The following is a 12,227-nucleotide window of genomic DNA, read 5'->3' as shown; positions in this document are numbered from 1 at the left end:
GATGTCGGCCGGTGGCAGGGCCGAAGGAGGCGGGTACGTGGGCGCGGACGCCCCCACGGCGGGCGGCTCGGCCAGCGGCAGGCCGAGCAGCACCGTGGCGAGCAGCAGCGCCGCCGGCGCCACACCCACGGCGAGCAGCGTCGCGACTCTGCGCCGGGGCTGCGCAGCGGACGTCGGGGGTGTCGTGCGCGTGCCGTGGTGGTGCAGGATCGGCAGCAGGTGCGCGACGAGGCGGTGCGCGAGCCAGGCGGCCGCGACCGCGATCAACAGGTTGGTGGGGTCGGGATGCTTGCCCTCGGTGAACAGCTTGAGCAGCTCGACCGCCGCCGCGACGAGGGCGGCGACCAGCAGCGCGAGCAGGCTGGCGCCGAAGCGATGGTGCGGAAAGGCGAGGGCGGCGACCACCCCCACCGGTGCGAAGCTTCCCGCCACGAAGAGCAGGCTGCGCACGGCGGCCGTCTCGGTGCTGTAGTAGTGGTAGTAGAAGGGCAGGAAGCGCAGCGTCTCGAGTTTTTCCAGCGCAGCCCAGGAGGCCTGGAGCCGCAGCGGCAGCAAGCCGTTCGTCGCCAGCACCAGGGCGAGCCAGACGGACGAGAGCCACAGCGCCGCGCGCAGCAGGCGTTGTGGCGAGTACTCCAGCCAGCGCCGTATTCCGCTACGCGCGAGTACGAGTCCCCACAGGGTGCCGAGCGCGCGGGTGAGCACCGAGATGCCCTGTGTCGTTCCGGACGCGAGCACCACCTGCACCGCCTCGATCGCCACGCCGGCGAGGGCGCCCGCGGCGAGACCGGCCGCCATCCCCGGGGGGCGCCGCGCGGCGTGGTCGCGCACACCGAGCGCGAGCAGGATGCCGAAGGGAATCATCAGGACGGCCTCGACCAGCAGCTTGATGCCGCAGGCGAATGCGGGTCCGCAGGACAGGCCGGGCAACCACCCGAGGCTGTCGGGGCGGGCGAGCTTGGCGGCGAGCTCGTCCATGCTCACCAGGAAGTCGTAGGGAAACAGCGCGAGCCCGAGGTAGCCCAGTGCGTACAGACCCAGCACGGCGCGCAGGCTGTGCGTGCCGCCGTCGATGAAACGCCGCCACATCGCCGCGAGGCGAGGGCCGGCCGCGAACCAGAGCAGCGTGCCGATGCCGGTGCCGAGCGCCTCTGCGAGCAGGTCGTTGCGCGACACCGTTCGCGGCGGGAAGAACAGCTGCAGGTATTCGATTCCCACCGCGAGGGCGAGGATGGTGCCGAGCACGCCGACGAGCAGCGGCGTGCGCACCCAGGCGGAGAGGCGGCTGGTCCACACCGCCCCGGTAGCGAACCAGGCCAGCACCAGGTAAAGCAGCACGTTCGCCACCCAGTCGGCGCGCGAACCGACCCCGAGCGACAGCCAGGGCGTGTCCATGAATGCCTGCCAGGCGTCGGCGCGAGGGCGGAACTCGAGGGGCACCAGGCTGCCGTAGGCGATGAAAAGCGCCCACAGCAGGGCGATCGGGAGGTAGCTGCGAGGTGCTTGCGCCGCGGGGGGGCCGTAGGAATCGTGCATCGGAGAAATATTTCCTGCGGGAGCGAGCCCCGATTGTCGTACGGTGTGCGCCGAGCTGCTATGTTTAATCAAAGCCCGCGGTGGTCCGGTTCTGTCTGCCCGCCGCTTCCTCCATCGTTTCGATTGCGCCGGGTGCGAACATGAAGCCTTCTTTCCTTTTTGCCGGTCTGGTTCTGCTGTCGGGTGTCGCGGCGCCGGGTGTCGCGTTCGCCGGATGTGGTGATACGCAGGTGACCGGGGACCAGCTGGCCCTCCTGTTGCCCGGTCGCTACGCATGTGCGGCGGATGAGCGTCCGGAGTGGGGCTGGAAATATCAGGAGCTGCATCTGGCGTCCGGCACCTTGCGTGATTTCAAGCGCGGCTTGAGGGACAGCGTGGACCCGAGCAAGGACGTCGGCAACTGGAGGATCGTCGGGGATGCCGTGGAGTATTCCTACCTCGATGCGAGCGGCTCCTCCGGGCCTTTTTCCCACACCGTTCACGGCAACGGCCTCGGTGCCTACAGCATCTGCAAGGGTGGCAGCGAGGTCGCGAGCCTGCAGGACGACTCGGGAAACGGTTGTGTCGCGGGGGGCGCCACGACCATGGTCTTCCAGGGTCGGAGCACGAACACGGAGCAGCCGCGGACGAACAGGGGCGTGGCGGCCGGCCAGCGCTGAACGCCTTGTGGCCCTCAGGCGAGGATCTCGACCACTTGCGGGTGGCCGAGGAAGGCCTGCGGGCTCGCGCTCGCGCCATAGGCGCCGGACTGGAACACCACGATGAGGTCGCCGATCTGCGCGGCCGGTAGCGGCATTCGATCGGCGATCACGTCGAGCGGAGTGCAGAGTGGGCCGACCACCGATGCCGGCTCGCCGGCAGGTGGAGCGTCCATGCGATTGCCGATCGCAACCGGGTAGTTCTTGCGGATCACCTGGCCGAAGTTGCCGCTCGCCGACAAGTGGTGGTGCAGGCCGCCGTCGGTGACGAGATAGGTGTGGCCGCGCGAGACCTTGATGTCGGTGATCCGGCACACATACACGCCGGCCTCGCCGACCAGGTAGCGGCCGAGTTCCAGCACGATCCTGGCCTCGGGCAGGGCTTGTGCGGCCTCGGCGACGATGTCGGCGAGGCCGGCGGCGATCGGCGTCAGGTCGAGCGCCTGTTCGCCGGGGAAGTACGGGATGCCGAAGCCGCCGCCGAGGTTCAGCGTGCGCACCGGGGCGGGGGCGTGCGCGGCCAGGCGCAGGGCGAGTTCGAAGCTCTTGCGCTGGGCCTCGACGATGGCCTCGGCCTTGAGGTTCTGCGAGCCGGCGAAGAGGTGGAAGCCCTCGAAGGCGAGCCCGGCGCGGCTGATCTCGGCGAGCAAGCCGGGTACCTGCTCGGCGTCCACGCCGAAGGGCTTGGGGCCGCCGCCCATCTTCATGCCCGAGGACTTGAGCTCGAAGTCCGGATTCACCCGTACTGCGACCCGCGCCGGCACGCCGAGCGCGGCCGCGGCCTCGGCCAGCGGCGCGATCTCGCGGAAGGATTCCACATTGACCAGGATGCCGGCGGCCACCGCCTGGCGCAGCTCGGTGTCGCGCTTGCCGGGACCGGCGAAGCTGACGTGCTGGGGGTCGGCGCCGGCGTCGAGCGCGACCTGCAGCTCGCCGGCGGAGGCGACGTCGATGCCGTCGACCAGGCGCGCCAGGTGGCCCACCAGCGCCGGCATCGGGTTGGCCTTCATCGCGTAGTGCAGCTCGATGGCGGGCGGCAGTGCCGCGCGCAGCTCGGCCACCCGGCGTGCGATCGCGCCGCGATCGTAGGCGTAGAAGGGCGTCCGCCCGACACGCGCGGCGAGCCGGGAGAGTGGCTGGCCAGCGATCTGGAGTTCGCCGTCGGCGATCGCGAACACGGTCTGCGGCGCGTGCGTGGGCAGGCTGCGGGCGGGGGCGTTCATGCGGGCTCTCCGGCGGCGAGGGCGTCGGCGAGCGCCTTGCGGTCGATCTTGCCGTTGGCGTTGCGCGGCAGCGCGCCGCTGCGCGGCTCGAAGCGCGCCGGCACCATGTAGGCCGGCATGCGGCTGCGGCACTCCGCCAGCAGTGCGGCAGTGTCGAGCGTGGCGCCGGCGGGCGGGGTGACGACCGCGACGATGCTCTGGCCGAGGCTCGCGTGTGCGACGCCGAAGGCCGCGCATTCGCCGACCAGGCCGGTGGCGTAGAGGATCTCCTCGATCTCGGTGGGGCTGACGCGGTAGCCCGAGGTCTTGATCATCTCGTCGCGACGGCCGATGAAGTAGAGGTAGCCGTCCTCGTCGCGGCGCACCGTGTCGCCGGAGAACACCGCGATCTCGGGCAGCACCAGGCCGGGTTCGCGGCCGGGGGCGGCGGCGGGCAGCGGGCGGAAGCGCTCGGCGCTGCGCTCGGGGTCGTTCCAGTAGCCCATCGCCACCAAGGCGCCGCGCTGCACGAGCTCGCCCGGCTCGTTGGGCGCGCATTCGCTGCCGTCCTCGCGCAGCACCAGCACCTCGGCGTCGGGGATGGCCTTGCCGATCGAGTCGGGGCGGCGGTCGAGCTCCTCGGGCGGCAGGTAGGTCGCGCGGAAGGCCTCGGTGAGGCCGTACATCAGGAAGGGGCGGGTCTTCGGGAGCTGCGCGCGCAGGCGGGCGAGGACCTCGCCCGGCATGCGCCCGCCGGTGTTGGCGATGTAGCGCAGGTGCTCGTCGGTATCCGCGGCCCAGGGCAATTGCGCGAGCTGGATCCACAGCGGCGGCACCGCGGTCAGCCCGCTCACGCGTTCGCGCTCGATCGCCTTGAGCACGTCGCGCGGCAGCAGCCAGTTGAGCAGCACGACGCGGGCGCCGGCCTGGAAGGCGGTGGTGAGCTGCGACAGCCCGGCGTCGAAGGACAGCGGCAGGGCGGCGAGCAGGGTGTCGTCGGGGTGGTTGCCGAGGTAGTGCGCCACGCTGCGCGCCCCCGCCATCATGTTGCGGTGGGACAACACCACGCCCTTCGGTCGCCCGGTGCTGCCCGAGGTGTACAGGATCGCCGCCATGTCGGCGTCGATGACGCGATGCCCGGCGCGTGCCGGGGCGGCGAGCAGGGCCTGCCAGGAATGCACGGCGACGGAACGGGTGGTCGCGCCGTCTGCGCCCACCAGCACCACGTGGCGCAGATCGTGGCAGTGGTCGAGCGCGTCGCCGAGCGCGGCGAGGCGTTCTGCGGTGGTGACGAGGACGCGGACCGCGCAGTCGCGCAGGATGTGGCCGACCTGCGCGGCCTTGAGCACGGGGTTGATCGGCACGAAGACGCCGCCCGCGGCGCTGGTGCCGAAGGCGGCGGCGACGAACTCGGGGCGCTTGTCGAGATAGATCCCGACGCGCTCGGCGCGGGCGAGGCCCAGCCCGGCCAGGCCGCCGGCGAAAGCGTGGAGCGCGGCCTCGAGCTCCTGGTAGCGCAGCTGCCGGTCGCCGGCAACCACGGCGATGCGTGCGGGATCGCGTGCGGCCGCGGACTCGACGAGGTGGTGGAGCAGGTGTTTGGCGTGCATCGGCTTCGCTTATCGGTGCAGACAGGAACGGGCTGGCAAGTATAATGCGCGCGTTTTGCGGGGCGGGCGGCGTGGATGCGCGTCGTGACCCGCTTCCGTCATGGAGAAGTGATGTCCGAACAGATTCTGAAGGAAGTGCTGTCGCTGCTGGACGAGGTGCTGAGCCTGGACGGTCGCGCGCTCGCATTCGCCGCAGACACGCCCTTGCTGGGAGATCTGCCCGAGCTCGATTCGATGGCGGTGATCGCCGTCATCCAGGAGATCGAGGCGCGTTTCGGCATCGAGGTGCCGGACGACGAGGTCGATGGCAACTCCTTCGCCACGGTCGGTACCGTGGTCGAGTTCGTCACCCGCCTGAGTGCTCGCCAGCCCGGCTGATTCCGTGCGCCGTGCTCAGCGGTGGAGCGGAAACACCAGCGGCACCAGCAGCAGCACCAGCGCCGAGTAGGTGAGGCTCACCGGCAGTCCGGCGCGCAGGAAATCCCGCATGCGGTAGCGGCCGGCCGAATACACCATCAGGTGGGTCTGGTAGCCGAAGGGGATCAGGAAGCCGGCGCTCGCGCCGTAGGCCACCACCATCACGAAGGGCATCGGATCGACCCCGAACGCGCGCGCGGTGCCGAGCGCGATCGGGAAGGCGAGCGCGGCGGCGGCGGTGTTGGTGATCACCTCGGTGAGCGTCAGCGTGATCAGGTAGACACCCGCGAGCGCGGCATGGACGCCGTGCCCGTCGAAGATCGCCCGCATCCAGCCCGCGACCAGCTCCGCCGCGCCCGAACGCTCGACCACGCCGGCGATCGCCAGCGCGGAGCCGATCACCACCAGCAGTTCGAAGGGAAAGCGCCGGCGCAGCTCGCCCAGGGTCAGCAGGCCGCTGCCGAGCAGGGCGGCGAGCAGCACGAGCAGGCCGCCGAACAGGGGCAGCCAGCCCAGGGCGGCGACCAGGATCACGAGTGCGAAGCCCGACAGCGCCGCGACGCTTTGCATGCGGCCGAGCTTGGGGCGCAGACCCGAGCCGTTGAGGATGTGGAAGTTGCGGTCGAGGTTGCGGTGCTGCAGGAAGTCCGGGCCCGCGGCCAGCAGCAGGCTGTCGCCGACGCGCAGCGGGATGCGTCCGAGCTGGCCGGTCAGGCGCCGGTCGCCGCGGCGGATGCCGACCACCCCGGCATCGAACATGGTGCGGAAGTCGACCTCGCGCAGGGTGCGGTTGGCCAGGTCCGAGCTGCTCGCGAGCACCACCTCGACCAGGTTGGACTTGAGCAGCGCGTCGGCGCCCGCGCCGAACACCTCCAGCCCGGGGAAGCGCTGCAGGGTCTGCACTCGCGCCACCTCGCCGGTGAACACCAGCACGTCGCCGGTGTGCAGGATCTCGGCCGGGCCGACCGGCGAGATCAGCCGGCCCTCGCGCTCGATCTCGAGCAGGAACAGGCCCTCGAGGTTGCGCAGGCGGTTGGTTTCGATGCTGCGTCCGATCATCGGCGAGCCCGCAGCCACGCGCGCCTCGAGGAAGTAGGTCGAGCGTGCCTCGGCCTCGCTCGAGGCGTTCGCGGGCAGCAGTCGCGAGCTCAGTGCCATCACCCCGATGCAGGCGAGCGCGACCGGAATCCCTACCCAGGCGAACTGGAACATCTGCAGCGGCGGCAGGCCCGCGTCGATGACGAAGGAGTTCACCACCAGGTTGGTCGAGGTGCCGACCAGTGTGGTGATGCCGCCGAGGATGGAGGCGTAGGAGAGCGGGATCAGCAGCTTCGAGGCGGGGTGTCGGCGTTGCGAGGTGACCGTGCCCAGCAGCGCGCCCACCACCGCGGTGTTGTTCATGAACGCCGAGATCAGGCAGGCGAAGACGGACAGGCGCAGGGTCGCCAGCCCGACGCGGCCCTTGAGCAGGAGTTCCGACAGATGGTCGAGCAGCGGCGAGCGTTCGAGCGCGAGCGAGACCAGCAGCAGCAGGATCAGGGTGGCGAGCGCGGGGTTGGAGAAGCTCGCCAGCAGTTCCTGCTGGCTGGCGAGGCCGAGCAGGTGGTAGCCGCCCGCCCAGGCCGCGAACAGCACCGCCGGGCCGACGCGGCCGTGGGCCAGCAGCGCTAGCAGCAGCGCGATCGAGGCGAGGACGAGGTGGGCGGTCGTCATCGGCACGCCCGGGCTCAGTCCAGTCCGCTGGCGACGAAGTGGGGGTTGTCCAGCCCCGGCTTGCCGTAGCGCAGCGGCGCCCCCGCCAGGGTTTGCACGCGGCCGCCGGCGGCGGTCAGCACCGCATGGCCGGCGGCGATGTCCCATTCCATGGTGCGGCCGAGGCGCGGATAGCGATCGGCCTCGCCCGCCGCGACCAGGCACAGCTTGAGCGAGGAGCCGGCGTTGGTGAGCGCGGCCACCTTGCGCCCGTCGAGGAAGGCGTCGAGCGCGGCCGCGTCGCCGTGCGAGCGGCTGGCCACCACGGTGAGGCCGGCGGGCGGGACGGTGCGGCAGCGGATCGGGCGGCGACGGCCGTCCTGCTCGACGAAGGCGCCGACCCCGCCCGCGCCGAGGAAGAGGCGCTCGAGCGCGGGTGCGAAGACGGTGCCGAGGACCGGCTCGCCATCCTCGACGAGGGCGATGTTGACGGTGAACTCGCCGTTGCGGCCGATGAACTCCTTGGTGCCGTCGAGGGGATCGACCAGCCAGAAGCGGCGCCCGAGTGCGGGCAGGCGGCCCGCCGCGACGGCCTCTTCGGCCACCACCGGCACGCCGGGCAGCAAGGCCTCGAGGGCGGGGACGATGAGCGCCTCGGCGCGCTCGTCGGCCTCGGTTACCGGCGAGGCGTCGTCCTTGCCGCGCACCGCGAAGTCGCTGCGGTAGATGTCCATCACCAGCGCGCCGGCCGCGCGCACGATCGGGAGCAGGGCTTCGAGGAGCCGTGAGGCGGTTGCGGTGTCCATCAGCGGGCTCCGGGGGAGTGGTCGACGCCGCAAGTGTACCCGGGCGGGCGTGGCGAGAGCCCCGTCTAGAGGTGGATTCGGGTGCAGAATGTCGCACCGCGAGAAATAGTTCCGCCCGCCGATCTTCGAAGACGCTGCGCGCGACGGCGCGCGGCCTCATCATTCATGCCTTGTCCCTTCGCATCCCGTCGCCCATGACCAGCGTGCCTACGACCAGCCTGACCCACCTCCAGCGCCTCGAAGCCGAGAGCATCCACATCCTGCGCGAGGTCGTCGCCGAGGCCGACAACCCGGTGATGCTCTACTCCATCGGCAAGGACAGCGCGGTGATGCTGCACCTGGCCCTGAAGGCCTTCCATCCGGCGGTGCCGCCCTTTCCGCTGCTGCACGTCGATACGCGCTGGAAGTTCCGCGACATGTACAGCTTTCGCGACCGCATGGCGGGCGAGACCGGCATGGACCTGCTGGTGCACATCAACCCCGAGGGCGTGGAGAAGGACATCAACCCCTTTACCCACGGCTCGGCGATCCACACCGACATCATGAAGACCGAGGGCCTCAAGCAGGCGCTCGACCAGTACGGCTTCGACGTGGCCTTCGGCGGCGCGCGCCGCGACGAGGAGAAATCGCGCGCCAAGGAGCGCGTGTTCTCCTTCCGCACCGCGCAGCACCGCTGGGACCCGAAGAACCAGCGCCCCGAGCTGTGGAAGCTCTACAACGCGAGGAAGCACAAGGGCGAGTCGATCCGCGTGTTCCCCCTGTCGAACTGGACCGAGCTCGACATCTGGCAGTACATCTACCTCGAGAACATCCCCATCGTGCCGCTCTACTACGCCGCGGTGCGCCCGGTGGTCGAGCGCGACGGCACGCTGATCATGGTCGACGACGAGCGCATGCCGCTGCGCCCGGGCGAGGTGCCGATGATGAAGAAGGTGCGCTTCCGCACTCTGGGCTGCTATCCGCTCACCGGCGCGATCGAGTCCGAGGCCGACACCCTGCCGGCGATCATCCAGGAGATGCTGCTGGCCAGGACCTCGGAGCGCCAGGGGCGGGTGATCGACCACGACTCGGCCGCCTCGATGGAAAAGAAAAAGCAGGAGGGCTATTTCTAAATGGCACACGTTTCCGACCTGATCGCGACCGACATCGAGCAGTACCTCAGGGCGCACGAGAACAAGAGCCTGCTGCGCTTCATCACCTGCGGCAGCGTGGACGACGGCAAGAGCACGCTGATCGGGCGCCTGCTCTACGAGTCGAAGATGCTCTTCGAGGACCAGCTCGCCGCGGTCGAGGCCGACTCGAAGAAGTACGGCACCCAGGGCGAGGCGATCGACTTCGCGCTGCTGGTCGACGGCCTGGCCGCCGAGCGCGAGCAGGGCATCACGATCGACGTGGCGTATCGCTTCTTCTCCACCGACAAGCGCAAGTTCATCGTCGCCGACACCCCCGGCCACGAGCAATACACCCGCAACATGGTCACCGGCGCCTCGACGGCCGACGCGGCCATCCTGATGGTCGATGCGCGCAAGGGCATCCTCACCCAGACGCGGCGTCACAGCTACCTGGTGAACCTCATCGGCATCCGCCACATCGTGGTGGCGATCAACAAGATGGACCTGGTCGATTACGCCGAGGGCGTGTTCCGCCGCATCGTCGAGGACTACACCGCCTTCTCCCGCCAGCTCGGCATCGAGCAGGTGACCTTCATCCCGATGTCGGCCTTCAGGGGCGACAACATCACCTCTCCGAGCGCTGCGATGCCCTGGTACCACGGCACCACGCTGATGGGCTACCTCGAGACGGTGGAGGTCGATGACGGCCTGATGCAGCGCGCGCCCTTCCGCCTGCCGGTGCAGTGGGTCAATCGCCCCAACCTGGATTTCCGCGGCTTTGCCGGCTCCATCGCCGGCGGCACCATCCGCCCGGGCGATCGTGTGCGCGTACAGCCCTCGGGGCGCGAGAGCACGGTGGCGCGCATCGTGACCCGCGACGGCGATCTCGACCGGGCCGTGGCCGGGCAGTCGGTCACGCTGACCCTCGCCGACGAGATCGACATCTCGCGCGGCGACGTCATCTCGACCGTCGAGGCGCCGGCCGAGGTCGCCGACCAGTTCGAGTGCACGGTGGTGTGGATGCACGACGAGCCCATGCTCGCCGGCCGCCCTTACCTGCTCAAGATCGGCGCGCGCACGGTCAGCGCGACGATCACCGAGATCAAGTACCAGGTGAATGTGAACACCCTCGAGCACGTCGCCGCCAAGCGGCTCGAGCTCAACGCGATCGGCGTGTGCAACCTGAGCCTGGATCGGCCGATCGCCTTCGATCCCTACCGGATCAACCGCGACACCGGCGGCTTCATCCTGATCGACCGCCTCTCCAACAACACCGTCGGCGCCGGCCTGTTGCACTTCGCGCTGCGTCGCGCGCACAACATCCACCTGCAGCACGTCGATGTGGACAAGCGCGCGCGTGCCGCGCTGAAGAACCAGCGCGGCTGCGTGCTGTGGTTCACCGGCCTGTCCGGCGCAGGGAAGTCCTCGATCGCCAACCTGGTCGAGAAGAAACTGCACGCGCTCGGCCACCACACCTACCTGCTCGACGGCGACAATGTGCGCCATGGCCTCAACAAGGACCTCGGCTTCACCGACGCCGATCGCGTGGAGAACATCCGTCGCGTCGCCGAGGTCGCGAAGCTGATGGTCGATGCAGGCCTGATCGTGCTCACCGCCTTCATCTCGCCTTTCCGCTCCGAGCGCCGCATGGCGCGCGGCCTGGTGGAGGAGGGCGAGTTCGTCGAGGTCTTCGTCGACACTCCGCTGGAGGTGGCCGAGGCGCGCGATCCCAAGGGCCTGTACAAGAAGGCCCGGCGCGGCGAGCTGAAGAACTTCACCGGCATCGATTCGCCTTACGAGGCGCCGGAGGACCCCGAACTGCGCCTCGATACCACCCGCCTCGACCTGGAGGCCGCGGCCGATGCGGTGCTTGCCTGGCTGGGCGAGCGCGGCATGCTGAGCCGGACGCCGGGGGGCTGAACCTGCGTCCCGTCGAGCGCGCGGGTCGCCGCCCGCCGCTCTGCTAGAATCGCCCGCCATGAGCTATCAGGTCCTCGCACGCAAGTGGCGGCCGAAATCCTTCGGCACGCTGGTCGGTCAGGAGCACGTCGTGCGTGCGCTGACGCACGCGCTCGCCACCGGGCGGCTGCACCACGCCTGGCTGTTCACCGGCACGCGCGGCGTGGGCAAGACCACCATCAGCCGCATCCTCGCCAAGGCACTCAACTGCGAGACCGGCATCACCGCCGAGCCCTGCGGCATTTGCGACGCCTGCCGCGCGATCGATGCCGACCGCTTCCCCGACTACGTCGAGATGGATGCGGCTTCGAACCGCGGCGTCGAGGAGATGGCCGCGCTGCTCGACAAGGCGGTGTATGCGCCGGTGCAGGGGCGCTTCAAGGTCTACATGATCGACGAAGTGCACATGCTCACCGGGCACGCCTTCAACGCCATGTTGAAGACGCTCGAGGAGCCGCCGGAGCATGTGAAATTCATCCTCGCCACCACCGACCCCCAGAAGATCCCGGTCACGGTGCTGTCGCGCTGCCTGCAGTTCAACCTCAAGCAGATGCCGCAGGGCCATATCGTCGATCACCTGACGCGCATCCTGCAGGCCGAGGAGGTGGCGTTCGAGCCGGGCGCGCTGCGTCACCTCGCCAAGGCGGCGTCGGGCTCGATGCGCGACGCGCTGTCGCTGCTCGACCAGGCGATCGCGCATGGCGCGGGCCGGGTGGAAGAGGAGCAGGTCAGCCACATGCTCGGCACGGTGGGGGACGACCACCTCTACGCGGTGCTCGACGCGCTCGCCGCGGGCGACGTGCCCGCGCTGCTCGCGGTGGCCGACGGCATGGAGGCGAGGAGCCTGTCCTTCAACGCCGCACTGCAGGCGCTGGCCACGCTGGTGCATCGCGTCGCGCTCGCCCAGTACGCACCTGCGGCGATCGCCGACGAGCTCGAGCGCGCGCGCATCCTCGGCTACGTCGAGCGCTTCGACGCCGAGTTCCTCCAGCTCGCCTACCAGGTCGCCGTCCACGGCCGCGACGAGCTGCCGCTGGCGCCGGACGACTACACAGGCTTCACGATGACCCTGCTGCGCCTGCATGCGTTCCGCCCGGAGCAGCCTGCTGCGCTTGGCGGGCCGGGCGTGCCATCCGGGCCGGATGCGGGGCGCGCGCGCGCGCCTGCACTGGCGGCCGGCGGCCCGGCGGAGTCC

At 70.1% G+C, this 12,227-nt stretch carries 10 protein-coding genes; 5 read left to right on the top strand and 5 right to left on the bottom strand.

Translation table 11 applies throughout. From position 1 onward, the window contains the following. Nucleotides 1–1,536, bottom strand: a 1,536-nt coding sequence (locus C665_RS14965; protein ID WP_004320161.1) for a VanZ family protein, incomplete at its 3' end; no start/stop codon positions are given. Between the two features lie 140 nt (nt 1,537–1,676). Here C665_RS14965 and C665_RS14960 point away from each other — a divergent pair. Continuing rightward, nucleotides 1,677–2,195 (top strand): hypothetical protein, encoded by a 519-nt coding sequence (locus C665_RS14960; RefSeq protein ID WP_004320158.1) that lies wholly within the window; start codon nt 1,677–1,679, stop codon nt 2,193–2,195. 14 nt (nt 2,196–2,209) lie between these two features. Here C665_RS14960 and C665_RS14955 read toward each other — a convergent pair whose 3' ends face one another. Both C665_RS14955 and C665_RS14950 read right to left on the bottom strand, forming a co-directional pair. Continuing rightward, nucleotides 2,210–3,457, bottom strand: coding sequence for a pyridoxal-dependent decarboxylase, exosortase A system-associated (locus C665_RS14955; RefSeq protein WP_004320156.1), 1,248 nt, complete (start codon nt 3,455–3,457; stop codon nt 2,210–2,212). Next, nucleotides 3,454–5,046, bottom strand: coding sequence for an acyl-CoA ligase (AMP-forming), exosortase A system-associated (locus C665_RS14950; RefSeq protein WP_004320153.1), 1,593 nt, complete (start codon nt 5,044–5,046; stop codon nt 3,454–3,456). Before C665_RS14950 ends, C665_RS14955 begins: the two co-directional genes overlap by 4 nt. Nucleotides 5,047–5,157: 111 nt before the next feature. Between C665_RS14950 and C665_RS14945 the strand changes: the two genes are divergently transcribed. Further along, on the top strand, nt 5,158–5,424 hold the full coding sequence (locus C665_RS14945) for an acyl carrier protein (RefSeq protein ID WP_004320151.1): 267 nt from the start codon (nt 5,158–5,160) through the stop codon (nt 5,422–5,424). A 15-nt stretch (nt 5,425–5,439) separates the two neighbouring features. Here C665_RS14945 and C665_RS14940 read toward each other — a convergent pair whose 3' ends face one another. After that, entirely contained in the window at nt 5,440–7,176 is a 1,737-nt protein-coding gene (locus C665_RS14940) for an SLC13 family permease (RefSeq protein WP_004320148.1), read from the bottom strand. Nucleotides 7,177–7,190: 14 nt separating this feature from the next. Continuing rightward, nucleotides 7,191–7,961, bottom strand: coding sequence for a 3'(2'),5'-bisphosphate nucleotidase CysQ (gene cysQ / locus C665_RS14935; RefSeq protein ID WP_004320146.1), 771 nt, complete (start codon nt 7,959–7,961; stop codon nt 7,191–7,193). Between the two features lie 194 nt (nt 7,962–8,155). On the opposite strand from cysQ, the gene cysD reads away from it, so the two are divergent. The 3 genes from cysD to dnaX all read left to right on the top strand — a co-directional run. Beyond that, nucleotides 8,156–9,073, top strand: a complete 918-nt coding sequence (cysD, locus tag C665_RS14930) for a sulfate adenylyltransferase subunit CysD (protein WP_004320144.1) — start codon at nt 8,156–8,158, stop codon at nt 9,071–9,073. Continuing rightward, complete coding sequence (cysN, locus tag C665_RS14925) at nt 9,074–10,993, top strand: sulfate adenylyltransferase subunit CysN (protein ID WP_004320142.1); 1,920 nt, start codon at nt 9,074–9,076, stop codon at nt 10,991–10,993. 58 nt (nt 10,994–11,051) lie between these two features. Then, on the top strand, nt 11,052–12,227 hold a 1,176-nt coding region (gene dnaX, locus C665_RS14920; RefSeq protein WP_004320139.1), incomplete at its 3' end, for a DNA polymerase III subunit gamma/tau.

The organism is Thauera aminoaromatica S2 (genome assembly GCF_000310185.1).
GTDB classification, from domain to species: domain Bacteria; phylum Pseudomonadota; class Gammaproteobacteria; order Burkholderiales; family Rhodocyclaceae; genus Thauera; species Thauera aminoaromatica.
Note: the sequence above shows the minus strand (reverse complement) of the source record. Positions and strands in the feature narration are given on the sequence as shown.

Excerpts from the sequence above, each read along its gene's own strand:
- cysN (WP_004320142.1), top strand. The coding sequence starts at position 9,074 with ATGGCACACGTTTCCGACCTGATCGCGACCGACATCGAGCAGTACCTC.
- C665_RS14960 (WP_004320158.1), top strand. The coding sequence starts at position 1,677 with ATGAAGCCTTCTTTCCTTTTTGCCGGTCTGGTTCTGCTGTCGGGTGTC.
- C665_RS14950 (WP_004320153.1), bottom strand. The coding sequence starts at position 5,046 with ATGCACGCCAAACACCTGCTCCACCACCTCGTCGAGTCCGCGGCCGCA.
- C665_RS14945 (WP_004320151.1), top strand. The coding sequence starts at position 5,158 with ATGTCCGAACAGATTCTGAAGGAAGTGCTGTCGCTGCTGGACGAGGTG.
- C665_RS14940 (WP_004320148.1), bottom strand. The coding sequence starts at position 7,176 with ATGACGACCGCCCACCTCGTCCTCGCCTCGATCGCGCTGCTGCTAGCG.
- cysQ (WP_004320146.1), bottom strand. The coding sequence starts at position 7,961 with ATGGACACCGCAACCGCCTCACGGCTCCTCGAAGCCCTGCTCCCGATC.
- C665_RS14955 (WP_004320156.1), bottom strand. The coding sequence starts at position 3,457 with ATGAACGCCCCCGCCCGCAGCCTGCCCACGCACGCGCCGCAGACCGTG.
- cysD (WP_004320144.1), top strand. The coding sequence starts at position 8,156 with ATGACCAGCGTGCCTACGACCAGCCTGACCCACCTCCAGCGCCTCGAA.